The following is a 24,496-nucleotide window of genomic DNA, read 5'->3' on the forward strand; positions in this document are numbered from 1 at the left end:
TCCCGCAGCTTGATCTGTCTGCGGGATGGGACGGTCTGAGAACGTTCTTTTCCGAATTGGATTTTGAGAACTTCTGGTTCCTGACCACCGACGATCTTTACTGGAAAGCCTATCTCAGCTCGCTCCAGATCGCGCTCACCTCAACAGTGATGACGCTGATTGTCGGCTATCCGATTGCCTATGCCATGGCACGCTCCGCCCCCGAATGGCGCCCGACGCTGCTGATGCTGGTGATCCTGCCCTTCTGGACCAGCTTCCTGATCAGGGTCTACGCGTGGATGGGGATCCTGTCGAACGAAGGCCTGCTGAACCAGTTCCTGCTCTGGCTTGGCGTAATCAACGAACCACTGACGATCCTGAACACCAACACCGCCGTCTATATCGGCATCGTCTACACCTACCTGCCCTTCATGATCCTGCCGATCTATTCGGCATTGGAACGCTTGGATGACAGCCTACTCGAGGCCGCAGAAGACTTGGGCTGTTCGCGCCTCAGCGCCTTCTGGCTGGTGACAATCCCGCTGTCAAAGAACGGTATCATCGCGGGCTGTTTCCTTGTCTTCATCCCGGTGATCGGCGAGTTCGTGATCCCGTCGCTGCTGGGTGGTTCGGGCACGTTGATGATCGGTAAAGTGCTGTGGGAGGAGTTCTTCTCCAACCGCGACTGGCCCGTGGCCTCGGCGGTGGCAGTGATCCTGCTCTTGATCCTCGTGATCCCGATCATCCTGTTCCAGCGCAACGAGCAAAAACAGCGGGAGGCCGAAGGATGAGACGGTTTTCCTGGTTCAACGCAACAGCGCTCACGCTGGGCTTTGCGTTCCTCTACATCCCGATGATCATCCTTGTGGTGTACAGCTTCAACGCGTCCAAGCTTGTGACGGTCTGGGCGGGGTTCTCGACCCAGTGGTACGGCGAACTGATCCGCAACGAGGAATTCCTGAACGCAGCCTGGGTCACAATCAAGGTTGCGGTGATGAGTTCGACCATCGCCACGATCTTGGGAACGATGGCCGCTTATGTTCTGGTCCGTGGGGGCCGCTTTGGAGGCCGCACGCTGTTTTCCGGTATGATCTATGCACCCCTCGTGATGCCCGAGGTGATCACCGGTTTGTCGCTCCTGCTACTGTTCATCGGTATCGGGCTGGATCGGGGTGTCCTGACAATCGTCCTTGCCCACACCACGTTCTCCATGTGCTACGTGTCGGTCGTCGTGTCGTCGCGCCTTGTCACCTTTGACAAATCTCTGGAAGAGGCGGCGCTGGATCTCGGCTGTTCTCCATTTGAGGCGTTCCGCTTGGTAACGCTGCCAATCATCGCACCTGCCGTAATCTCTGGCTGGCTCTTGGCCTTCACCCTGTCGCTGGACGACCTCGTGATTGCGAGCTTCACCACCGGCCCGTCGGCCACCACCCTGCCGATCAAGATATTCTCGGCCGTCCGCCTCGGCGTCAGCCCGGAAATCAACGCGCTTTCAACCATTATGATCGCGATTGTCACCATCGGTGTGATCACCGCGTCACTCATCACGAAACAGGCCGCTGTCCGGCAGGCCCGAGACGAGCGCATGGCCGAACGCCCTGCATGAGGCGCATCTACGAAGCGGCGGCCTATCGCACGCCTGACACCTGCTGGTGGCGTGATACCGCGCCCCCTTTGGCCCAAGCACAGATTGACGGCGACCACAGAACCGAGGTCGCCATCATCGGCGGCGGCTTTACCGGGCTGAACGCGGCATTGACCTTGGCAAACGCGGGTGTCGAGACAACTGTCATTGATGCCGAACAGCCCGGCTGGGGCGCGTCCGGACGCAATGGGGGCTTTTGCTGCCTTGGCGGCTCGAAACTCGGCAGCACGCTGCTCGCACAGCGCTTCGGCAGTGATCAGCGCAACGCGTGGCACAAGGCCGAACGCGCCGCGGTAGACCATGTGGACGCACTTCTGTCGGACCACCAGGTTGACGCAGACCGCCATTCCGACGGCGAAACGCTCTTGGCGCATTCGCCCAAGGCCATGCGGGACCTGCGGGCCAGCGCAGACGATGCCAAGGCAATGTACGGTGTGACGCCCGAGATCATCCTTGCCGAAGAACTCCGCCAGCGCGGCCTCGGTGGTGCGTTTCATGGCGGTATCACCACGCCTATCGGCTTTGCTCTGAATCCGGCCAAGTATCACGCAGGATTGGCGCGCGCCGCGCAATCCGGCGGTGCACGTCTGTTCGGGAAAACCCCGGCACAGTCGATCACACGAACTGGCGCGTCATGGCGCGTGGCCACACCCACCGGGACAATCACCGCCGACAAGGTCATCCTCGCCACCAATGGCTACTCCTCCGAGGATATCCCCGACTGGCTCCGCGCCCGCTACCTTCCTGTGCAATCCACGATCATCGTCACCCGCCCGATCACCCAAAGCGAGCAAGCCCATCAGGGCTGGACAAGCCTTCAGATGTGCTATGACAGCCGCATCCTGCTGCACTATTTCCGCCTGATGCCCGACGGGCGCTTCCTCTTCGGCATGCGCGGCGGATTGCGGGCAACACCCGATGCCGAGGCCCGTCTGTCACGTAAAATCCGCGCAGACTTTCACGCGCTCTTCCCCGAATGGCGGAATATCGAGATCACCCATGAATGGTCCGGTCTTGTCTGCCTGATGCGCCGTCTCACCCCGTTTGCCGGTCCTGTCCCCGACCACCCCGGTCTCTTTGCAGCCATGGGCTATCACGGCAACGGCGTGGCCATGGGAAGCTATCTGGGTGCGCGATTGGCTGACACTGTGATTGGCCGTCCACACCGCCATCCGTTTCCCGCGTTTCTCTCGGCCCCACCGGAACGTTTCCCATTGGGGTCGTTGCGCCGTTTGTTGCTGGCACCCGCCTACGCCGCAGCCGCGTTGTTCGACCGGTAAGGCCGCCTTTCGAAAGGCGGCAGACACGCGGTTTCCCAACCGCGTCTCAAGCGCGTCCGAACGCGCTTGCACCAAGCCATTTCGAAATGGCTTACGCCCCGTCCAATCTCTTGTGCCATTCTCCCCTGTTCGCTATTCCGGTGCGAACAAGGATTTCAGGGAGGAGCGTCATGCTCAAGCGTCCATTCGACAAGTCGAAACTGCCCAGCCGTCATGTGACCGAAGGTCCCGAACGTGCGCCGCACCGGTCCTATTACTATGCGATGGGCATGACCGAGGAGGAAATCCACCAGCCTCTGGTTGGCGTCGCCACCTGCTGGAACGAAGCCGCACCCTGCAACATCGCGCTGAACCGTCAGGCGCAGGCCGTGAAGATGGGTGTGAAACAGGCGATGGGCACCCCGCGCGAATTCACCACGATCACCGTGACCGACGGCATCGCAATGGGCCATGAAGGCATGCGCTCGTCGCTCGCCTCGCGCGAGGCGATTGCCGACACGGTCGAGCTCACGATGCGCGGCCATTCTTATGATGCGGTCGTCGGCCTTGCCGGCTGCGACAAATCCCTGCCCGGCATGATGATGGCAATGGTGCGCCTCAATGTGCCTTCCGTCTTCATCTACGGCGGATCGATCCTGCCGGGCCGTGCCCCGCAGGTCGAAGAAATCCCCGCTGACTTCCGGTCCCGCGATCTGACCGTTCAGGACATGTTCGAAGCGGTTGGCCGTCACCAGAACAACGAGATGTCGGACAAGGCGCTCGATATGCTCGAACGCGTCGCATGTCCGTCCGCCGGTGCCTGTGGTGGCCAGTTCACCGCCAACACCATGGCCTGCGTGTCCGAGGCCATCGGCCTCGCGCTCTTCAACTCTTCCGGCATGCCTGCACCCTACGAATCCCGCGACGCCTATGGTGAAGCATCGGGCCGCGCGGTGATGGATCTCATCGAACAGAACATCAAGGCACGTGACATCGTTACCCGCAAGGCGCTGGAAAACGCCGCCCGCGTGGTGGCGTGTACAGGCGGCTCGACCAACGCAGGCCTGCACCTGCCCGCCATCGCCCATGAGGCCGGGATCGAGTTCTTCCTTGAAGACGTCTGCGAGATCTTCCGCGACACGCCCTATTTCGTCAACCTCAAGCCGGGCGGCGCTTATGTAGCGAAGGACCTTTACGATGCAGGCGGCATCCCTGTGGTGATGAAGGAACTGCGCAAGGCAGGCCTGATCCACGAGGATTGCGTCACCGCGTCCACCCGCACCATCGGCGAGGAGCTTGACCGCATCGAGCGCGAAGCAGACGGCAAGGTGATTTACCCGATCGAAACCCCGATCACCAAGACCGGTGGCGTGGTCGGCCTCAAAGGCAACCTGGCCCCTGAAGGCGCTATCGTGAAAGTCGCAGGCATCAAGGCCGAAGATCAGGTCTTCACCGGCCCCGCACGCGTGTTCGAATGCGAAGAAGACGCCTTTGCCGCCGTAAAAGCACGCGAGTACAAGGAAGGCGAAGTCATCGTTATCCGCAACGAAGGCCCGGCAGGCGGCCCCGGCATGCGCGAGATGCTGTCCACCACTGCTGCGCTGTCCGGTCAGGGCATGGGCAAGAAGGTTGCGCTCATCACAGACGGGCGTTTCTCTGGCGCGACCCGCGGCTTCTGTGTGGGTCACGTCGGGCCTGAAGCGGCGCAGGGAGGTCCCATCGCGCTGCTCAAGAATGGCGACATGATCACCATCGACGCGGTCAACGGGGCGCTCACTGTCGATCTGTCGGACGAGGAACTGGCCCAGCGCAAGGCGGATTGGGCCGGCCCGCGCGAGACGATCTACACCTCTGGCGCGATCTGGAAATTCGCCAAGCTGGTTGGCCCGACCTACAAGGGTGCGGTCACCCATCCGGGCGCCGAAGGCGAAAAACACGTTTATTCGGATCTTTGATCAGCGCACGTATCTCCCTCTATGCCGCGCTCTTGGGCGCGGCATATCTGACCGGATGCGCTGAGACCGGCACATTCGGACGTATGTCATTGCTCCAAACCGACAGCTCCGACGGCGCAGACTTGATGACCATGGCCCGGCTTGCACGGGGCGACATCATCGTCAAAGGGCCGGACGGCTACTGTATTGACCCGACCACGCTGAAAAACACCTCGGCAGGCGGATTTGCGGCCATCGCAAGCTGCAACATCATGTCGGGCGGGCAAGACGGCCCCATCGTTGAACCAGCTCTGATGACAGTTACGGTCAGCCCCGCACCTGGCGCGGCGCCGAGCCCCGAAGAACTCGCCGAGGCGCTAGGTACACAACTTTTGCAAAGCCGCGAACTCAGCGCACTTGCCGCGGGGCAAATGGCCACCGGTGGCGAAACTGCTTTTGTCGGCAGCGATCCCAACCATTGGCGTGGGGCCTTCGTGATCGGGCCGCATTTGATCGGCGTGACACTTTATGCGCCCAAAGACAGCCCCCTCCTTGGCACACAAGGGGCCGCGTTCCTGAATACGGTTTCTTCAACCATTCGTGCTAATTCGCTTCGGGACACACCCGAAAGTGCAGAACAGTCGCAATCGACAGTTGATCCACTTGCCGCGCGACTTGGCCGTTTATTTGCAAGCAGCGATCTGTAATATGGTCGCCAACCGGAACGAACCAGTGACGGACAAAGGGCATCATCAGGGGCGAGCAGCTCATGACGGAAATGAAACCCGGTCTTCTTGATCGTGTGATCGAGCAATCTGCGCTCCGGCGGTTCCGCCGCTGGGCCGAAACGGCACGCAAGGCAGACCTGCGCGATCTGCGCCGCAACCGGGCCGCAGCGCGGCGGTTGAAGTATTTTCTGGATGAATTGCTGCATATTGCAGACGACCGCCTCGCACTTCCCGTTCTTGGAAACCAGTCCGTTCCAATCCCCTTTGATGCAGACTGGTCTTGGCGACCCGAAATCTGGTGCGGGCCGTTGCCAGTGCAAGGCATCTCCTCGGTCGAGAACAAATCCATGCTAGGTCGCGAGGTCACGCTTTTCCACGATTGCAATCAGTCCGAACTCACCTTGCGCCAGTTGCGCAACAACAGCGCCGATGATCTGGCGGCCTACGGTCTGCGCCGCGATGTGTTCCGCTTTGACGGCTCGTACCTGTCACTTGTGATCGACCTTCCCGCAAGCGCGACGGCAGACCTCAAACGCAGGCACCTGATCCGCTGCGACCTGATCGTCGAACTGGAACGCCCGCTGGAAATCTTTGCCCGCCTGAATATTCAGCACGGGCCGAACACCGAACAGATCGTCCGCGAACTGCCCCGGAACGATCGCGAACTCGCAGTGGAATTCGACCTTGCCTATACAAAGCTGAATGAAAAGCGCGTCGAAAAGGTCTGGATTGATCTGATCTTTGAAAATCCCGAAATGAGCCAGGTGATCCTGCGCGACCTGTTCTTCAGCCGTCGCCCCCGTGCCGAGATGTGAGGACCGATCATGACCGCGTATTCCATGTCCAAAGCCCGTTTCTTCGAAGGCGTCTGGGAAGGTGTGATCGCCGGCGACACCGACGACAGCCCCACCCCAAAGGTCGATGTCCGTGTGCATGACAAATCCATCGCGAACGTGTCTCTCGAACCTCTTCCCGATCCGGGCTCCTGGCTGCTCAAGGTGCTGGTGCCCGCGAACCTGCTGGCGGACGGCGTACATACTTTCATGATCTCGGAATCGTCGCTTGGTCAGGCGCTTGGCAGTTTTTCGATCATCGCAGGCGATGCCGCAGGCGAAGACATCCGGGCCGAGATGTCCCTGCTCCGCGCCGAACTGGACATGCTCAAGCGATCCTTCCGCAGGCATTGCCGCGAAACCGCATAAGGCACGGCACAATGTCTGCCTGACTATTCGACGGGCTGCCCGAACAGCGCGATCCCTATGCCAAGACATGCCAAAGCGGCAAAGGCGCTTGCTGCTCCGTGCCGACGCTCCGCATACGCCGTGATCGCGGCGATCATCGCCTGAAGCGCGTAATACGCCGCAAAAGCACGCGAGGCGTATGAGATGATCTCGAAAATGTTGAAGCTCCATGTCAGGGTCACACCGACCGCGACAAGAAGCGTATAGGCCAGTCTCGGGGAAACGCGATTGCCACTGATCTCTGCGATCAGGCCACCGGACCCGCTCGTATCCGCCACCGCCGCGCTGAACTGCGCGCTCAGCGCTGCAGCCACCAGCAGCACCGGCAGGATTGGCGCAACAATCTGCATCATCCCGATAATTGCAGTTTCATCCAATTCGATGGTTCCGGGAACAAACGCATAGACCAGCAGGACGATGTAGACGACGTAGATCACCGCTGACACAATCTGTGCGAGCTTCATCGAACGGATGCGCGTTTTGGCGTCATATGTGTCGCCCAGATAGCGGGAGGTCTCGAAACCCTGCACAGTGACGATCAAACCAAACACCAGCGTCAACGCAGACCAGCCTGAGACTTGCGCCGGATTTAACAGGATCCCATCGGACCGCACCGTTTCTGCAAAATGCACGGCCAACCCGAAAAGAAGGCCTGCGATAATGGTCAGCTTCAATCCGACCGAGACCTGCTCCATCCGTTCCAGTGCGGCAAAGCCTTTCGTCCATCCAACAAAGAGAATCACGGCAAAAACCGCCGTCGTCAGCACGCGCGTGTCATTCGCAGAGTCGAGCGACGTCAGACTGACACCGAATGACCCGAAGAGGTTCAGGTAATAAGCGACGGAGATCACGTAGGCAAAGGCCAACACCACCGACGCCGCTTTTTCGATCCGCTCGACGACCAGACTCCGCGCCCGACCCATGTCCATGCGGCGGATATTGTACCGGATCGAGGCACCAAACGCATAGGCCACGGCAGTTAACGCCAGCATGACAAGAGGTGCGAACAAGCCGAAACTCACCTCGAGGATCGGACCAAGCACCAGAAACCCGCTGCCGATGATCGACGCCAGGGGCGTGATCGTTGCCCGCCACAAAGTCGATTTCGCCAGTCTCGGAGAGGCCAACAAAACGCCTGTCGCAATGACTACCGTCAATATGGCTGCATTCAGCATCTGTGCGCCTGACTGTCTTCTGGATGGAGGTCACACTTATCGGCACGCCGACCGCACAATCAAGCACTCGCCGCAGAGGCCTTTCATTCCGGCGGTTTCCATGAAACCAGTTGCTGGGAAACGCATGAGGCCTTGAGTGGAATACTGGATCGTCGCTGCACTTGCAGCCTTTCTGATGGGGTTGTCGAAAGGCGGCGTGCCGATGATCGCGATCCTGTCAGTCCCGCTGATGTCGCTCTTCATGGACCCGGCAATTGCAGCCGGCTTGTTGCTCCCGATCTACATCGTCGCTGACATGTACGCGATATACCTGTTCCGCAAAGCATTCTCTGTGCGCAATCTCGTGATCCTTCTGCCCGGCGCGGTTGTCGGAATCCTCATCGGGTTTGCAGCGATATCTTATGTCCCGGGCGATGCGGGTAAGCTCCTGGTGGCCGGGATTGGCTTTTATTACCTCGCAACGGCGCTGCACAAACGCCTGTCGAAAACTCCAGTGGCACCGCGTCCTGCGGATGTGCCACGAGGGCTGTTCTGGGGCACGATGGCAGGTCTGACCAGCTATATCTCCCATGCCGGAGGGCCGCCTTATCAGGCCTATGTGCTGCCGCAGAAGCTCGACAAGATGGTCTATCTTGGAACCAACGCGATCTTTTTCTCGATTGTGAACCTGATCAAAGTCCCTCCCTTCATTATGGCGGGCCAGATCACATGGGACAGCGCCGGACAGGCGATGTGGCTTGCCCCTTTCGCCCTCGCCGGAGCCTGGAGCGGATCCATGATTTCGCGCGCCCTGCCCGAACGCATCTTTTATATCCTGATCGAGGTTGCTCTGGCTCTGGTGTCGTTCAAACTGCTCTACGAAGTCTTGGTCGCTTGATTGACAGGGCCTTCGGATTGACCTTCCCGCACTGTGCGGGCAGGTTGTCAGGGTAACCCCGACCCGGAGAACCTATGTCCCCGCTGCGCGGCATGGTGCTGAAGCTCAGCGCTGTTTTGCTCTTCGTCATCATGGCGGCCTTGATCAAAGCCAGTTCCGATGTTGTCCCACCGGGCGAAGCGGTGTTTTTCCGATCCTTCTTTGCCATTCCGGTCATTCTTGGCTGGCTTGTGCTGCGCGGCGAACTGGCCACCGGCTTGCGCACTCGCAACCTCGCAGGACATTTCTGGCGCGGCCTGATCGGCGTCAGCGCCATGGCTTGTGGATTTGCGGCGCTCGGACTCCTGCCACTGCCCGAGGTCACAGTCCTCGGGTATGCTGCGCCGATTTTGACTGTGGTTTTCGCCGCCCTGCTGCTGGGCGAAAAGATACGGTTGGTGCGAATGTCGGCCGTTATCATCGGTCTTGTGGGCGTGGTGATCGTGATGTTGCCACAGCTGGGCAACGAGTCGATGGGAACCTCCGCCAAGTGGGGGGTGGCATTGGTTCTTGCGTCTGCCGCGTTCAAGGCCTTGGCGCATGTGCATATCCGTAAGCTGGTGCAGCACGAAACCACCTCGTCTGTCGTGTTCTATTTTGCCGTCACCGCAACCTGCCTGTCACTTCTCACCTCGCCCTTCGGCTGGGTCATGCCCGACGCGCTCACCGCCAGCCAGCTAATCGGTGCTGGGTTCATCGGCGGGGTTGCGCAAATCCTGCTGACCGAAGCCTACCGTAATGCCGAGGCTGCGGTGATCGCTCCCTTCGATTACGCGTCCATCCTTTTCGCCCTGATCATCGGCTATACGATCTTCGACGAGATCCCGACCATTCACACTCTGATCGGCTCGGTGGTGATCGTCGGTGCAGGCGTCCTGATCATCTGGCGCGAGCGCCAACTGGGCGTCAAACGTGGTCCCGCCCGATCAAACCTCACGCCGCACGGTTGATTGCATTTCCGCCCAATGGGTCTTAGATCACGTCCAGCTAAGACAGGGTGACGGGAGCCGCACTGCATGAACTGGATCACCAACTACGTCCGACCCCGGATCAACTCGATCTTTTCGCGCCGCGAGATCCCCGAGAACCTCTGGGTCAAGTGCGACGAGTGCGGCACCATGCTGTTTCACCGCGAAATGTCGGACAATCTGAACGTCTGCTCCAATTGCGGCCACCACATGAACATCACCCCGCGCGAACGGTTCCAGGGCCTGTTCGACGGCGGCATCTTCACCGAAGTCTCGGTTCCCGAACCCCTTGCTGATCCGCTGCAGTTCCGCGACCAGAAGAAATACCCCGACCGCATGAAGGCCGCGCAGAAGGCAACGGGCGAGAAAGAGGCGATGCTTGTCGTCACCGGGGAAATCGGCCGCACGCCCATCGTGGCCGCCGCGCAGGACTTCAGCTTCATGGCAGGCTCCATGGGCATGTATGTCGGCAACGCCATCATCGCCGCCGCCGAAAAAGCAGTCGAACTCCGCCGCCCGCTTGTGCTGTTTTCCGCTGCCGGGGGCGCGCGCATGCAGGAAGGCATCCTGAGCCTCATGCAAATGCCCCGCACCACCGTCGCGGTGCAGATGCTGAAAGAGGCGAACCTGCCCTATATCGTCGTCCTCACCCATCCCACGACGGGCGGTGTGACGGCGTCTTACGCGATGCTTGGTGACATCCAGATCGCGGAACCCGGTGCGCTGATCTGTTTCGCCGGTCCCCGCGTGATCGAACAGACGATCCGCGAAAAACTGCCCGAAGGGTTCCAACGCGCGGAATACCTGCTCGAACACGGCATGCTCGACCGCGTCACCGACCGCCGCAAGATGCGCGAGGAACTGGTGCAGATCATCCGCATGCTGATGCATATGCCACCGCCCGTCGCGGGCGACCTGCCCGCGCCCTCTCCTGCCGAGCCCACGCCGGTGGCCCCCACACCGCCGTCTGACCAAACATCATGAGCACACAAATCGGGTCGGACGTCATCCTTGACCGGATGATGTCGCTTCATCCCAAGGTGATCGACCTCACCCTAGACCGCGTCTGGACGCTGCTGAACGCGCTCGACAATCCCGAACGCAAACAGCCGCCGGTGATCCATATCGCCGGAACCAACGGCAAGGGATCGACCCAGGCGATGATCCGCGCCGGGCTTGAAGCCGCTGGCAAAAGCGTCCACGCCTATACGTCTCCGCATCTGGCGCGCTTTCACGAACGCATCCGCCTTGCCGGTGACCTGATCACCGAGGCGCACCTGACCGAGGTGCTCGACGAATGTTACCGCGCCAATGACGGCGCAAACATCACCTATTTCGAAATCACCACCTGCGCCGCCCTTCTGGCCTTTGCACGAACGCCCGCAGATTACACATTGCTTGAGGTTGGTCTTGGCGGGCGGCTCGACGCCACCAACGTGATCGATCAGCCCGCGCTGACGATCATCACCCCGGTGTCGATGGACCACGAAGGCTTCCTCGGTGACACGCTCGCCAAGATCGCGGGTGAAAAAGCTGGGATCATCAAGCGCGGCGTGCCCTGCGTCGTTGGCCCTCAGCACGAAGACGCGATGGAGGTGATCGAAGCCCAAGCCGCGCGTCTTGGCGCACCGCTACTTGCCTATGGCCAACACTGGCACGTCTCTGAGGAACGTGGGCGGTTGGTCTATCAGGACGAAACCGGCCTGCTCGACCTCGACCTCCCCAACCTGCCCGGCCAGCACCAGATCCAGAATGCAGGCGCAGCACTCGCCGCACTTCGGCACCTCAACATGCCCGAGGCCTCCTTTGACGGGGCTGTTCAGAACGCCTACTGGCCCGCCCGCATGCAGCACCTCAAGGGCACATCGCTCAACGCGCTTGCGCCGCAAACAGACCTCTGGCTCGACGGAGGCCACAATCCGGCGGCGGGCGAGGCGCTGGCCCTGCACCTACGCGGTTTGCCCAAGCGGCCAACCTACCTGATCTGCGGGATGCTCAACACCAAGGATGTGCGCGGCTACCTGCGTCCTTTGGCAGGCGTGGCCGATCACCTCACAGCCATCTCCATTCCGGGCGAAGCCAACACTCTGAGCGCCGATGACACCGAAAAAGCGGCAAAGGATGTCGGTTTGATCGCGGACCAAGCCGAGAGCGTGGAAACCGCGTTGACCCAAATCGCAGCGACCGAACCACAAGCCCGCGTCCTGATCTGCGGATCGCTTTACCTTGCAGGCCATGTTCTGCGGCTGATTGGTTGACCAAAATATCGGTTGGGTCACTTTATATTGACCAAAACGACGTAAACCGCCTATATATCGATAAAAAAGAGCAGTGCCCCGCAAAAGCGGGGCAAGTAGGTGGCACCATGGTATCAGTACGGCGCGCCGTCATTGCAGCAAGTATTGCTGCAGGCAGCCCGTTGATCGCGCAATCTGCGGCGATCACGGAAAGCGCAAGCGCGTTCTCGTTCACCATGAACGGGGCGGAAATGACCGTGACCCGCAGCGGCCCATCCTGCCCGTCTTCCTGTATTCAACCGATGACAGCCGCAGCCGGGGTCGAAACGCTTGGTGAACTCGAAGTCATCGGGTTTTTGCAAAAATTCGTCAGCACGGGCTCGGGTCTCTTGGTCGATGTACGTATGCCTGGCACGTTCTCGTCCGGATCGGTACCCGGCGCGGTGAATGTGCCCGTCGCAACCTTTCTTCCGGACAACCCCTACCGTGCTGATCTTCTGTCTGCCTTGGGCGTGGTCAATCCGGAATCCTCGCCCAGCTTTGCGGGGGCGTTTTCACTGGTGATCTTTGGCAGCGGCCCCGATGACGGCGCCGCCCGAGATGCGATCCAGCACCTTCTGGGTGCGGGATATCCGGCCAACAAGATCAAATATTACCGCGGAGGTGCTTCGACCTGGAGCGCGCTTGGCCTAAATATCTCGGTGGGACAATGATGCAGACAACCAAAAGCGCAGGTCTGATCCGGATGGCCCTCATGGGGACAGCGTTCATCGCCCTGACCATCATCCTTATCGTGTTCCAGCCGGGCTCGCCGCGCCATGCGCAGTCGGATTTTGAGACGGATCAGCCGACAACTGTCACCCGCGTGGCCGATCCGATGACACCCGCGCCCGTAGTGAACGAACCTGTGGCCGTCGCCCCGACGCCTGTGCCGACAGCGGCGCCTGCACCTCAGATCGTCACTTCTGCGCAGGCTCCGGATCAGCCGACCAACATGCGCGACATGACCTTCAGCGCCATCTCGAACCTGAAATCCGTCACTACTGGCGAAGCACCTGCACCCGGCCAACCCGGCAGTCTGCTCTATAGCGTGGTGCAGCGCAGCATCGCCAACAAGGCTCCAACCGAGACCACGGCACCTCAGGTCACCCAGATCGAACCGGTCAGCACAAATGCGCCCCGTTTCCCGACCGCAAGCTCATATTTCGTACGCCCGGGCGACACTCTGCTGAGCATTGCAATCGAACTTTACGGCGATCGATCAATGGCAAACGAGATCTTCCGGCAGAACACCGGCATCATGTCCAGCCCGGACAGTCTGAAGCCGGGAATGGTGCTCAAATTGCCCGTACGATAACCCCCAACATCTAGCCACACCCGCTACAGTTGGAAAAAATGTAGCCCGAGTCACCTAAATGTTGACCGGTGCGAATCACTATGGCACAACATTGTCAGAGTTCGTGACTTGCTTTGTAAGCGAACACGGAACGGGGGATGTTTAGGTGTTTTCAAGTGCCCAAAAGCGTATCAAGTCGGCTTTCCTAAGCCCCCGCGTGATTGGGAACACCACACGGCACGACCACCAAGACCTCCAAGACTCCTCGGGCGCCCCCTCGCGCCACCATCGACGTAAGGTATAGCAAGGACCTGAACACAGGCGAGAATTATCGAGCAGCCTTAGAGGTCCTTCGGGACCTCTTTTTTGTCTCACACGTCGCCCCAGCCCTCGGCCTGCATCTCGCGCAGGCGACTGGCGGTGCGTTCAAACTCGAATGTTCCGGTGCCCTCGATATAGAGCATCTCCGGTTCGGCCGCTGCTGACACGATGAGCCGCACCTTCGCCTCGTAAAGCGCGTCAATCAGTGTCACAAAGCGCTTTGCCTCGTTGAAGTTGCTTCGGCTCAGGCGCGGGATGTCTTCGATGATCAGCACTCGCACCGCATCGGCCAGCGCAAGGTAATCCGCCGGACCTAACATCCGCCCACACAAGTCATAAAATTTTACCCGCGCCACCCCGTTGTGAAAACGCGGCAGTTCGATCTGGCGGCCCTGGACATGCAGCGTAAGACTATGCTGCTCCCCGCCCGTGAGTTCCTGCCAGATGCGGCTGATCTCGGCCTTGGCGGCTGCATCGTTCGGCGCGAAATAGACCTGAGCGCCAGCCAGTCGATCCTGCCGGTAGTCGGTTGGTGACGCCAGTTCATGCACCACCATGCGAGTCTTGAGCATGTCGATGAAGGGCAGAAAGATCTGGCGGTTCAGCCCGTCCTTATAGAGGTCATCCGGCACCCGGTTCGATGTGGTGACAACCACGACGCCCGCAGCGAACAGTTTTTCGAACAGCCGCCCGACGATCATTGCATCGGTGATGTCCGTGATCTGCATCTCGTCAAAGGCCAAAAGACGAACCGAGTCCGACACCGACTTCGCCACCGGCTTGATCGCGTCCTCGACCCCGTCCTGACGGGCCTTGTGAATGGCCGCATGGATTTCCTGCATGAAGGCGTGAAAGTGCACCCGGCGCGCGGGAACCGTCAGGGTTTCGACGAAGAGATCCATCAGCATCGACTTGCCACGCCCAACGCCTCCCCAAAGGTAAAGCCCTTTCGGCGGCTCCGGTGCTTTGCGAAACAGACCCTTTTTCACAGGAACAGCCAGTTCGGCACGGATGCGCTCGAACTCCGGCAATGCCGCTTCCTGCGCGGGATCTCGGGTCAGAGCACCTTTGGCAACTCGCGTGGCATAGAGTTCGGGTAAGGTCGTCATATCCGCCGATTAGCGCGTCTTACTGCGATTGTGGAGAGGCGTTATTCGACCGCGCGGATCAATTTGCGTTCGAGAACCCGCAGCACAGTACCCAAGTCATGCCCGCGCTTGAGAACCTGACCGTCGATCCCGATCACGGCGTATTGCCCCTGTCGGTTGCGCAGCTTGGGGCGTTTTTCGATGCGATAGAGCGGGTTCTCGGCAGTGCGCCGGAAGACGGAAAACACTGCCACATCGCGCAGGGTCGAGATACCATAGTCACGCCACTCACCAGCAGCGACCATGCGCCCATAGAGCGACAATATCAGTGTCAGCTCGGTCCGGTGAAAAGCGACCTGCTCGGGCGTTGAATGGAGCTGAGGGAACGGCGTGATACTGTTCATATGTCATGATGTGGTCAGGCTCGCGGGTAAATCAAGCGTTTTGAAGACCGCCGCCCGACAGCGTGGCAAATCCGTCTTGCATGCGGCCCATGAGCAGGGTTTCGCAGCGAACGTGGCCCAAAGTTTGATCGAAAGCGCCATCGGGTGTAGTGTTGCAGTCCTAGGCGATGGCAGCCGTCGCGCGAGGCGGGGCTGCGGGGCCGGTTCGATCCGGCCGACAGATGCCGGTCGGGCAGGCTGCACGCCCGGCACGGAAATTCGGTCCGGTTGGACGCCTCATCGCCGCACGGCACAGGAGGACATGCCATGGACATGGTCAAAGCCAGCGAAATCGCACGGGCGCTCTACCGCGCTCATGGAGACAGGGCCGAGGCGGAAGCCGCACAGCGTGAGAATGAATTCACCGATGCCGGCAACATGGACGAGGCCGCCTATTGGCGCTCGATCCGGGGCAGCATCCGTCAGATGCGCGGCGCGAACCAAAGCTGAACCAACGCCTTGACCGCAAAGGCCTGACAGGTCCGGTCCGGACCCAATGTTTCGCGCGCGAAACAAAAGGACCGGATCGGGCCTTTTAACCTTTTGTTAATGCATAGTCGTTCCGAGATGGGTGGGCTCTTTTCTTTGAAGAAAAGACCGAAATGCGTCAAAGCATTTCGCCCGGCCACCCCAGATCACGCAAAGGCCCCTTGGCAGAACCATCCCGAGGATTTCGCGGCCCCATGCGCATAGAAGAGCCAAAAGCGGTGCCCCTCGGCGGTGATCACATCCCAATAGTCGCGCTGCCCGCTGCGCCAAGCGGGATCGTCAAGCCACCACTCCGGTGCGATGCGTTCGGGGCCACGAGAGCTGTGCACCCTGTGATCCTTGCCACGCCAGCGAAACACGTCAGGAAGGCGCGGCACATCCGGGATCATCACCGGTTCTGGTGCCCACATCCGCAGCGGGCGTGACTTGGTGGGCTGCGGCCAGTCCGTCACCGGATCGGACCAGGCGGCCGCCACGGTGACCCAAGTCTTTTCCGGGATGTGACTGTCGGCAGGCTGCACGCGGGTGATCGCCTCGACTCCCAGCCGTGTGCCCAGCCGCCCGATCAACGTGTCGAGCGATCCGGGTTTCGGCCCCGCCATACGCGCGCGACCCGCCTCTGCCGCCTCGAGATGGCCTGACGCGGTGCGCAGGTGGATCGGTTCGTGAAGCACCGCTTCGAGCCGCAGCATGTCGATGCCATAGCCTGCATCCAGATCTTCGATCTTGAGCCGCAGCAGTGGGCGGATGTGATCAGGATCGTCCGAAGGCTTGGCCATCGTGACATTCATCCACTGCATCGTGCCATCGGCGCGATACGCCTCGAACCGGAGCGTGCGCGCACCGCGTCCCTTCTTGCGCAGCGCTTCGCAGAGCCGGGGCAGCATCCGGTCGATGGCGGCCATCACGTCTTCCTCAAGCCCGATGGGATCGGGCAGGCTCATGCGGGTGGCAAAGCGGTCGGGGGGTGGCGCCGGGCTGACCGGTTCAGGCAAGGCGCCCAGCGCCTGATCGAGCCGCGCCACCAGCCCGCGCCCAAAGCGGCGGGCAAGACCGGCGCGGGGTTGATCCACCAGTTCTTTCACCCGGCGCAGACCAAGGCGCGAGAGTTGCGCCATCGTGTGCTGTTCCAGACGCAGCGCGGCAATCGGCAGAGGGGCCAGCGCATCATAGGTCTTGCCCGGAGCAGCGATGCGCGCGCGCGACTGCACAGGGGCCAGCGTGACCGCAGGGGCCGCGCCACCGCGTTCCCAGTGCCGCCGCTTGCCCGCGCGGGACCGGGTGGCGCGCGCCTCTTGGTCGATGGCGTCGCCATTGCGGTGATGGTCGCCCCCCTGCCCACCGCCGAACCGTGCCAGCGCCCAGGCCCCACCCAGCGTGTCGGCGATGCCAAGTTGCACCGACAGGCCCAGATCTACGCAATCCTGTTCGACCTGCAGCGCGAGAGGTTCCTCACCACCAAACAGATGCGCACATCCCGTCAGATCGACGACCAGCGCGTCCGGCGCCTCGCGGGCGACCCATGGGGAAAACTTGCCCGCCCAGCGGTGCAGCACGCCCAGAAACGCCGCCTCAGCATGGGGGTTCGACAGCCGGGTGAGCAGGTCGGCGCACATGGCATGGGCATCGCGCAGCGGCTGACCCTCGTAGAGACCCGCCGACTGCGCCAAAGGAGAGAGGGACGCGAGCACCTGCGCTTGCCCCACATCGCGGACGACGGCAAAGGGCACCTCCCCCAGATTGGGGTCGCGCCGGATATGGCGTTCGGCGGCCAGCCGGGGAAACCAGATGGACAGGATACGACGATTGGGCATGAGACTCGCGGCAGCGTTTGTTCTTTTTTTGTTCTATATATCCTTACTGCCCGGCGAGTCGAGATCCCAGCGCACCGCGCCGCGATCAGCCGCAGTAGATGCGCACCACCGTGCCGCTGTCATTCAGCGCGAAATTGACCCGCTCGCCCCGGAAATCCATCGTCGCCGCGTCGTCCGGACCCAGAATGCGATGCGGTTGTGAGAACGCGATGCTTTCCAGCTGAGCGCGTTGCAGCCCCATCAAGTGAGACATCTCTTCCGCGCCGCAGGATTCCGTCGGTTTTTCCGCGACAGTGACTTCCTGACAGGCCGCGAGCGCAAGACACAGACCAAAGATCGAATAAATCCGCATAGAGAAACCTTTCCAATATCCAAGCCAATGCTTGCAAACCCCGCGCTTTCCCGCAAGGTTTTGAGAAACAAACGAGGGAGAGTCACCATGCGCACACGCGCCGCCGTTGCCGTTCAAGCCGGAAAGCCTTTGGAAATCATGGAAGTGAACCTTGACGGCCCCCGCGCCGGAGAGGTGCTGGTCGAGATCAAGGCGACCGGGATTTGCCATACCGACGAGTTCACACTGTCAGGCGCCGACCCCGAAGGCATGTTTCCGGCGATTCTCGGCCATGAGGGGGCTGGGGTTGTCGTCGAAGTGGGGCCGGGTGTCACCAGCCTGAAACCCGGCGATCATGTGATCCCGCTTTACACCCCGGAATGCCGCGAATGCGAATACTGCCTGCATCCCAAGACCAACCTGTGTCAGGCGATCCGGTCGACCCAGGGTCAGGGTTTGATGCCCGACGGCACCAGCCGCTTTTCGATGCTCGATGGCACGCCGATCCTGCATTACATGGGATGTTCAACCTTTTCGAACCACACGGTTCTGCCCGAGATCGCGCTTGCGAAAATCCGCGAGGACGCGCCGTTCGACAAGGTCTGCTACATCGGCTGTGGCGTCACCACTGGCATCGGTGCGGTCATCAACACCGCCAAGGTCGAAATCGGCAGCCGCGCCATCGTGTTCGGTTTGGGCGGCATTGGTCTGAACGTCATTCAGGGACTGCGTCTGGCCGGGGCCGATCAGATCGTCGGCGTTGACCTGAACCCAGACAAGGTGCCGATGGCGGAACGCTTTGGCATGACACATTTTGTGAACCCCAAAGAGGTAGACGGCGATCTGGTGCCGTATCTGGTCAATCTGACCAAGGGCGGTGCGGATTACACCTTTGATGCGACCGGCAACGTGAAGGTCATGCGCGACGCGCTGGAATGTGCGCACAAGGGCTGGGGTGAGAGCATCATCATTGGGGTGGCCCCCGCCGGAGCCGAGATTGCGACACGTCCCTTCCAGCTTGTCACCGGGCGCACATGGAAAGGCACGGCCTTTGGTGGCGCGCGCGGGCGTACGGACGTGCCCAAGATCGTGGATTGGTACATGGACGGGAAGATCGAGATCGACCCGATGATCACCCACACCATGCCTCTGGATGACATCAACAAGGGCTTCGACCTGATGCATGCAGGAGAAAGCATCCGGTCTGTTGTGATATACTGATTTGAACGCCCGGGGCCAACGCTCCGGGCTTTCTCGATTTCCGATTGAAGTCTCGTGCGGCTGGGTCCGCGCGCAGATCAGCTATTTCAACAAGGGAGTTTTGATCATGCACAATAAGATCGGATCGCCATTGGCGGTCGCGCTGGCGCTTGCTCTGGCGGGCACGCCTGCATTCGCTCAACAGACCGCAGATGCGGTGGCCCCGGAGGCCGCGACCGAGACAGGCAGCACCTTTGGCACCCTCTCAGACGCAGCTTTGGCTGCGCTTGCCGCCAAACACGCGGGCACGCCTGTGGAAGCGCAGAACTGGATGGTTGCTGCCGCAAACCCGCTTGCCGTGGAGGCGGGTGCACGGTTGCTGCGCGAGGGCGGCACAGCAGCGGATGCGATGGTCGCCGTGCAGGCGGTTCTGGGGCTGGTCGAGCCGCAAAGCTCGGGCCTTGGTGGCGGGGCCTTTCTGGTCTGGTACGACGCTGACAGTGGCGCGGTGACCACGCTGGACGGGCGCGAAACAGCACCGCTTGAAGCGACGCCGACGCTGTTCCAGACACCTGACGGAGAGCCGATGGGCTTTTTCGATGCGGTGGTCGGCGGGCGGTCCGTCGGCACACCCGGCACTCCGGCGCTCATGCAGGCGGCGCATGACAAATGGGGACGGTCCGACTGGGCTGGATTGTTCTCAGAGGCGATTGCCTTGGCGGAAGGTGGGTTCACCGTATCTCCACGTCTGGCTGATCTTGTGTCTGGTGATGCCAACCGGCTCGGACGTTTCAAAGCGACGCAAGACTATTTCTTCCCGGATGGCGCGGCGATCGAAGCGGGCAGCACATTGGTCAATACCGACTATGCAAACACGCTGCGCCTGATCGCAGCCGAAGGTGCCGAAGCGTTCTATACCGGCCCGATCGCGTCAGACATCGTGGCGGCGGTGCGCACCGCGGCAGGCAACCCCGGCGTGCTGTCCAGCGCCGATCTGGCACTTTACACGGTCAAGGAACGTGATCCGGTTTGCGTACCGTACCGTGCGCATGAGATCTGTGGAATGGGTCCGCCCTCGTCCGGCGTACTGACGATTGGGCAGATCCTTGGCATGCTGGATGCTTTCGACCTTGCCGCACTTGGACCGGACAGCGCCGAGGCGTGGCGGTTGATCGGGGATGCGTCGCGGCTCGCTTTCGCGGATCGCGGTCTGTACATGGCGGACACGGATTTCGTGCCGATGCCGACCAAAGGCCTTGTGGACCCCACCTACCTGCAAGAGCGCGGTCAACTCCTGCAAGGTGACGATGCCTTGCCAGAAGTGACACCGGGCAATCCCGAATGGGACCACGCGATGGATCTTGCGCCCGACGAAAGCCTCGAATTGCCGTCGACCTCGCATATCTCGATCGTGGACAGCTATGGCAATGCCCTGTCGATGACGACGACCATCGAAAACGGGTTTGGATCGCGGCTGTTCGTGCGGGGGTTCCTTTTGAACAATGAACTCACCGATTTCTCGTTCCGCACCCATTCCGACGGACGGCCCATTGCAAACCGCCTTGAGCCGGGCAAGCGGCCCCGATCATCCATGGCTCCGACCATCGTGATGACCAATGGCACTCCGTCGCTTGTGATCGGGTCACCAGGCGGCAGCCGGATCATCGGCTATGTCGCACAGGCGATCATTGCGCATGTGGACTGGGGCATGGACGTGCAACAAGCCGTTGCGATGCCCCATCTGGTCAACCGGTTCGGCACCTTCGACATCGAAGCCCAAACACCGCTGACCACGCTTGAGGCGCCCCTGACGGAGTTGGGGTTCGAGGTCAATGTCACCTCGCTGAACTCAGGGTTGCATGCGATCAGTGTGGGTGACGCGCTGCGCGGTGGGGCTGATCCCCGACGCGAAGGCATTGCCTTGGGCGAGTGATCCTTGACAGGGGCAATGGTACAGAGCCGCTGCCCCTGCTCTGCCAACCCAAAACAGACAAGGTGGCCTTCTATGTCCGACAATCCTCCGCTGCTGGCCGTCCTGATCGACGCCGATAACACCTCTCCGAAATACTCAGCGGCGATATTCGAAGAGATCGCATCCTTGGGCGAAGCCAGCGTGCGGCGGTGCTATGGCGACTTTTCCAGCCAGCAGATGTCGGGATGGTCCAAGGTGCAGGCCGAGTTCGGGATCGTGCCGCATCACCAGCCCGCCAACACCGTGGGCAAGAACGCGAGCGACATTGCGCTTGTGATTGACGCGATGGACCTGATGCATACCGGACGGTTCGACGGGTTTGTACTGGTCAGTTCCGACAGCGATTTCACGCGGTTGGCGCAACGGCTTCGGGAACAGGGACTCGATGTGTACGGGATGGGCATGCAAAAAACACCCGAGGCGTTCCGGCGGGCCTGTAAGCGGTTCATTTTCCTCGAAAACCTCGAAGGTGGGCCGGAGTCGGAAAATAGCACTGTCAAACCGGCGTCAAAAGGCAACCTGAACGAGGCGCGCACCCTGATCCTAAAGGCGATGGATGCCATCGACCAGGATGACGAATGGTACCGTCTTGGCCAGTTGGGTCAGCACATCGTGTCCGCCAACCCGGATTTTGACACCCGCACCTACGGCAAACGCAAACTGAGCGACCTTGTCACCGACATGAAAGTGCTTGAGGTCAAACGCGGATCGAACAATCAGCTCATGGTGCGCCGGCGGGATTAACCCGTGCGGGTCATTTGGTGGCAGCGACCGATGAGTCATTGCCGTGAGCCTTTCGGCATGCCATGCTTCGTCTGGGGACGAGGGGTTTCTGCGCTAGGCGCGTTGGAGACCCGACTATGCTAACTGTAGACACACCAATCTTGGTCCGTGCAATCGACGACGATATGCACGGCCAGGACAGACGGCTTTCCGATGCGTCCCTTCTTGTGATGGCACAAGAGGTGATCACGCGATTGTCGTACATCTCGCGCAAGGCGAACCCGGACATCAGCGATGTTGATCTGGACGCGTTCTGTATTGCTCTGCTGGAACCAAAGGCGGACGAGGCCAACCGCATTCTGTTGCGTGCGCGGGAACGCGGCGCGACCCATGAGAAGCTGTGCCTGTCCTACATTGCCGCAGCTGCAACACGGCTTGGCGAGTGGTGGGAAAAAGACATCATCCATTTCAGTGACACGGCCATTGCGGCGGGCCGGATGTTGCACATGCTGCGCGATCTCAGAATGACCATGCCGCCGGTTCCTGTTCGGGGACATCGGGAGGCTTTGTTTGCAACCGCCCCCGGAGAGCAGCACGTTCTTGGCGTGACGATGGCGGCGGATATCCTGCGCAACAAGGGATGGCATATCGACCTGCAGGTCGGACGCACCGAAACCGATCTGTGCAAGATTGCCCATGATGGTGGGTATCCGATCATCGGTCTGTCGGCCTCAGGCGCGGATCGTGTACGGGCGCTGGCCCGGACCATTGTCGAGTTGCGGATCGCCGCACCGCGGTCGTTGATCTTTATCAGCGGCAACATCGTGCATATCGACAGGGACATTGCCATTCGCACCGGGGCGGACGCGGCTGCAGCGTCAATGGCGCATTGTCAGGAGACGCTGGAATCGCTCTATCAGGCGGTGTTGCGCGCGGCGTCCTCTGCGCCGTAGCGCGCAAGGAAGGTCGTGACGGCACCGTCGATCACACGATTCATTTCGTGGTCGGGAACGGACTGGATGATCCCGAACAGCAGTTTGGGCCAAAGATCGGCTTTGCACAACTCCGCGAACTGATCAGCGGCGAGGTTGTAATCCTCGATGCGCAGTTCGCCGCGGCCTTCCGCCTGCTTGAGGTACTCGACGACAGCGGCGCGCAAGATCATCGGGCCGGAATGGTAGAACTCCTGACCGAGCAGCGGAAAGCGGTCGGACTCCGCGACGCAGATGCGGAAAATGCGCTGCCCCATGTCCGAATAGATGAACCCAAGAAACTGTTGCGCCACGCAGGTGAGCACTTCGCGCGGCGGACGGGAACTGTCGATCTTTTCGATGGAAATGCGCGCCTGCTCCTCGCACTGGCGCGTCGCCACTTCCATGAACAACAGCCGTTTGTCGGGGAAATAGCTGTAAAGGGTTGCCTTGGACACGCCAGCAGCCCGGGCGATGTCGTCAACGCTGGCCCCTTCAAAGCCGTCACGCAGGAAAATCTCCCGCGCGCCATCGACCACCTGATCGAACTTTCGGCCTTTTCGGATTTGCGCCTGCGCCGTTGCCATTTTCATCCCTTATGTCGCGTTCAAAAGCTAAACAGATCGGTTTAGTCTCGCAAGTGGAGATGTGTGACCGGAACGCCCGAAAACAAGCGGCGCGTTCTGTGTCAAACCTCATGACTGCAAGGAATAGAGGTTCTTTCGATATGCTTTTTTCTTTCAACCGTCGCCGGTTTTCAGATTTATCGGAACAGGAAATTCTCGCTCTGGCGATCTCGTCCGAAGAAGACGACGCACGGATTTACCGGTCCTACGCAGAGCGGCTGAGAGCCGAGTATCCATCCACAGCAGCGATCTTTGACGGGATGGCCGTCGAAGAGGATGGTCATCGCCAACGGCTCGTTGATCTGCACAGAGATCGGTTCGGCGACGTGATCCCCTTGATCCGGCGTGAACACGTGGCGGGATATTACAATCGCAAGCCTGTCTGGCTCATGGAAAGCCTTGGGATCGAGCGCATACGCGCCGAAGCCGAGGCGATGGAACATGACGCTGAGCAATTCTATATGGCCGCCGCCAAACGCAGCACCGATGCTGCGACGCGCAAGCTTTTGGGTGATCTGGCTGCGGCTGAGGCCGGGCATCAGAGAACGGCAGAGCATCTCGAGGCGCAGCATCTGGACGAGGACTCGCGCACCAGCGAGGAAAACAATGCACGACGTCAGTTTGTGCTGACCTGGGTGCAACCGGGGCTGGCCGGTTTGATGGACGGGTCGGTGTCCACGCTTGCGCCCATTTTTGCCACCGCATTTGCGACGCAGGACACATGGACCACGTTTCTGGTCGGCCTTGCTGCGTCGGTGGGTGCTGGGATTTCGATGGGCTTTACCGAAGCGGCATCGGATGATGGCCAGCTTTCAGGACGCGGGTCGCCGATCAAGCGGGGCTTTGCGTCTGGCATCATGACCACCGTCGGCGGGCTCGGGCACGCCTTGCCCTACCTCATTCCGGATTTCTGGACCGCGACCGTGACAGCGTTCATCGTGGTATTCATCGAACTTTGGGCGATTGCATGGATTCAGAACAAATACATGGACACGCCGTTCTTCCGCGCGGCTTTCCAGGTTGTTCTGGGCGGAGCGCTGGTCTTTGCGGCAGGCGTTCTGATCGGCAGCGGGTAAAGCGCCCTTCAGCCAACAAAAAAC

25 protein-coding genes are annotated in these 24,496 nt (G+C 60.7%); 19 read left to right on the forward strand and 6 right to left on the reverse strand.

Annotated features, from left to right (window positions below):
* The 7 genes from JJ869_RS06385 to JJ869_RS06415 form a co-directional block, all read left to right on the forward strand.
* Window positions 1–770, forward strand: a 770-nt coding sequence (locus JJ869_RS06385) for an ABC transporter permease subunit (RefSeq protein ID WP_292265401.1), incomplete at its 5' end; no start/stop codon positions are given.
* Window positions 767–1,585, forward strand: a complete 819-nt coding sequence (locus tag JJ869_RS06390) for an ABC transporter permease (protein ID WP_292265403.1) — start codon at window positions 767–769, stop codon at window positions 1,583–1,585. The genes JJ869_RS06385 and JJ869_RS06390, both read left to right, overlap by 4 nt.
* The gene (locus JJ869_RS06395) at window positions 1,582–2,904 is read left to right on the forward strand and encodes an FAD-binding oxidoreductase (protein WP_292265406.1); all 1,323 of its coding nucleotides are present in this window, start codon (window positions 1,582–1,584) and stop codon (window positions 2,902–2,904) included. Before JJ869_RS06390 ends, JJ869_RS06395 begins: the two co-directional genes overlap by 4 nt.
* Before the next feature lie 170 nt (window positions 2,905–3,074).
* Entirely contained in the window at window positions 3,075–4,838 is a 1,764-nt protein-coding gene (gene ilvD, locus JJ869_RS06400) for a dihydroxy-acid dehydratase (protein ID WP_292265407.1), read from the forward strand.
* A gap of 125 nt (window positions 4,839–4,963) precedes the next feature.
* Window positions 4,964–5,524, forward strand: a complete 561-nt coding sequence (locus JJ869_RS06405; protein ID WP_292265409.1) for a dihydroxy-acid dehydratase — start codon at window positions 4,964–4,966, stop codon at window positions 5,522–5,524.
* A gap of 71 nt (window positions 5,525–5,595) precedes the next feature.
* Window positions 5,596–6,360: a DUF6478 family protein gene (locus tag JJ869_RS06410; protein WP_292265456.1), complete on the forward strand. Its 765-nt coding sequence runs from the start codon at window positions 5,596–5,598 to the stop codon at window positions 6,358–6,360.
* Between the two features lie 9 nt (window positions 6,361–6,369).
* On the forward strand, window positions 6,370–6,747 hold the full coding sequence (locus tag JJ869_RS06415) for a hypothetical protein (protein WP_292265411.1): 378 nt from the start codon (window positions 6,370–6,372) through the stop codon (window positions 6,745–6,747).
* Between the two features lie 23 nt (window positions 6,748–6,770).
* Here JJ869_RS06415 and JJ869_RS06420 read toward each other — a convergent pair whose 3' ends face one another.
* A complete protein-coding gene (locus JJ869_RS06420) occupies window positions 6,771–7,913 on the reverse strand; it encodes a hypothetical protein (RefSeq protein WP_292265413.1) in 1,143 nt (380 codons plus the stop codon).
* Window positions 7,914–8,097: 184 nt separating this feature from the next.
* Here JJ869_RS06420 and JJ869_RS06425 point away from each other — a divergent pair, with 184 nt between their 5' ends.
* The 6 genes from JJ869_RS06425 (at window position 8,098) to JJ869_RS06450 (ending at window position 13,439) form a co-directional block, all read left to right on the forward strand.
* On the forward strand, window positions 8,098–8,838 hold the full coding sequence (locus JJ869_RS06425) for a sulfite exporter TauE/SafE family protein (protein ID WP_292265415.1): 741 nt from the start codon (window positions 8,098–8,100) through the stop codon (window positions 8,836–8,838).
* A 74-nt stretch (window positions 8,839–8,912) separates the two neighbouring features.
* Window positions 8,913–9,827 carry a DMT family transporter gene (locus JJ869_RS06430; RefSeq protein ID WP_292265417.1) on the forward strand — a complete coding sequence of 305 codons (915 nt, stop codon included), beginning with the start codon at window positions 8,913–8,915 and terminating at the stop codon, window positions 9,825–9,827.
* A 66-nt stretch (window positions 9,828–9,893) separates the two neighbouring features.
* Window positions 9,894–10,829, forward strand: a complete 936-nt coding sequence (accD, locus tag JJ869_RS06435) for an acetyl-CoA carboxylase, carboxyltransferase subunit beta (RefSeq protein ID WP_292265420.1) — start codon at window positions 9,894–9,896, stop codon at window positions 10,827–10,829.
* Window positions 10,826–12,103: a folylpolyglutamate synthase/dihydrofolate synthase family protein gene (locus JJ869_RS06440; protein ID WP_292265422.1), complete on the forward strand. Its 1,278-nt coding sequence runs from the start codon at window positions 10,826–10,828 to the stop codon at window positions 12,101–12,103. Before accD ends, JJ869_RS06440 begins: the two co-directional genes overlap by 4 nt.
* Before the next feature lie 107 nt (window positions 12,104–12,210).
* Complete coding sequence (locus JJ869_RS06445) at window positions 12,211–12,795, forward strand: rhodanese-like domain-containing protein (protein ID WP_292265424.1); 585 nt, start codon at window positions 12,211–12,213, stop codon at window positions 12,793–12,795.
* Window positions 12,792–13,439, forward strand: coding sequence for a LysM peptidoglycan-binding domain-containing protein (locus JJ869_RS06450; protein WP_292265426.1), 648 nt, complete (start codon window positions 12,792–12,794; stop codon window positions 13,437–13,439). The genes JJ869_RS06445 and JJ869_RS06450 overlap by 4 nt, the downstream gene beginning before the upstream one ends.
* Window positions 13,440–13,789: 350 nt before the next feature.
* Here the strand turns inward: JJ869_RS06450 and zapE are convergent, their stop codons facing one another.
* Window positions 13,790–14,848 (reverse strand): cell division protein ZapE, encoded by a 1,059-nt coding sequence (gene zapE, locus JJ869_RS06455; protein WP_292265428.1) that lies wholly within the window; start codon window positions 14,846–14,848, stop codon window positions 13,790–13,792.
* A gap of 41 nt (window positions 14,849–14,889) precedes the next feature.
* Window positions 14,890–15,231 carry a DUF2794 domain-containing protein gene (locus tag JJ869_RS06460; RefSeq protein WP_292265430.1) on the reverse strand — a complete coding sequence of 114 codons (342 nt, stop codon included), beginning with the start codon at window positions 15,229–15,231 and terminating at the stop codon, window positions 14,890–14,892.
* Window positions 15,232–15,537: 306 nt separating this feature from the next.
* Between JJ869_RS06460 and JJ869_RS06465 the strand changes: the two genes are divergently transcribed.
* Window positions 15,538–15,720 carry a hypothetical protein gene (locus JJ869_RS06465; protein ID WP_292265432.1) on the forward strand — a complete coding sequence of 61 codons (183 nt, stop codon included), beginning with the start codon at window positions 15,538–15,540 and terminating at the stop codon, window positions 15,718–15,720.
* Window positions 15,721–15,905: 185 nt separating this feature from the next.
* Here the strand turns inward: JJ869_RS06465 and JJ869_RS06470 are convergent, their stop codons facing one another.
* Window positions 15,906–17,573, reverse strand: a complete 1,668-nt coding sequence (locus tag JJ869_RS06470; RefSeq protein ID WP_292265433.1) for a DNA polymerase Y family protein — start codon at window positions 17,571–17,573, stop codon at window positions 15,906–15,908.
* Between the two features lie 85 nt (window positions 17,574–17,658).
* Window positions 17,659–17,925: an I78 family peptidase inhibitor gene (locus JJ869_RS06475; RefSeq protein WP_292265435.1), complete on the reverse strand. Its 267-nt coding sequence runs from the start codon at window positions 17,923–17,925 to the stop codon at window positions 17,659–17,661.
* Between the two features lie 87 nt (window positions 17,926–18,012).
* Here JJ869_RS06475 and JJ869_RS06480 point away from each other — a divergent pair, with 87 nt between their 5' ends.
* The 4 genes from JJ869_RS06480 (at window position 18,013) to JJ869_RS06495 (ending at window position 22,752) form a co-directional block, all read left to right on the forward strand.
* Window positions 18,013–19,125: an S-(hydroxymethyl)glutathione dehydrogenase/class III alcohol dehydrogenase gene (locus JJ869_RS06480; RefSeq protein WP_292265437.1), complete on the forward strand. Its 1,113-nt coding sequence runs from the start codon at window positions 18,013–18,015 to the stop codon at window positions 19,123–19,125.
* A 106-nt stretch (window positions 19,126–19,231) separates the two neighbouring features.
* Window positions 19,232–21,037, forward strand: coding sequence for a gamma-glutamyltransferase (gene ggt / locus JJ869_RS06485; RefSeq protein ID WP_292265439.1), 1,806 nt, complete (start codon window positions 19,232–19,234; stop codon window positions 21,035–21,037).
* Between the two features lie 72 nt (window positions 21,038–21,109).
* Entirely contained in the window at window positions 21,110–21,820 is a 711-nt protein-coding gene (locus tag JJ869_RS06490) for an NYN domain-containing protein (RefSeq protein ID WP_292265441.1), read from the forward strand.
* 116 nt (window positions 21,821–21,936) lie between these two features.
* Window positions 21,937–22,752: a B12-binding domain-containing protein gene (locus JJ869_RS06495; protein WP_292265443.1), complete on the forward strand. Its 816-nt coding sequence runs from the start codon at window positions 21,937–21,939 to the stop codon at window positions 22,750–22,752.
* Here the strand turns inward: JJ869_RS06495 and JJ869_RS06500 are convergent.
* Complete coding sequence (locus JJ869_RS06500) at window positions 22,716–23,357, reverse strand: TetR/AcrR family transcriptional regulator (protein ID WP_292265445.1); 642 nt, start codon at window positions 23,355–23,357, stop codon at window positions 22,716–22,718. The genes JJ869_RS06495 and JJ869_RS06500 overlap by 37 nt on opposite strands.
* Window positions 23,358–23,497: 140 nt before the next feature.
* Between JJ869_RS06500 and mbfA the strand changes: the two genes are divergently transcribed.
* The gene (mbfA, locus tag JJ869_RS06505; protein WP_292265446.1) at window positions 23,498–24,472 is read left to right on the forward strand and encodes an iron exporter MbfA; all 975 of its coding nucleotides are present in this window, start codon (window positions 23,498–23,500) and stop codon (window positions 24,470–24,472) included.
* Window positions 24,473–24,496 lie beyond the last annotated feature (24 nt).

The sequence above is a fragment of the Marivita sp. genome, from assembly GCF_017643905.1.
Lineage (GTDB): Bacteria > Pseudomonadota > Alphaproteobacteria > Rhodobacterales > Rhodobacteraceae > Marivita.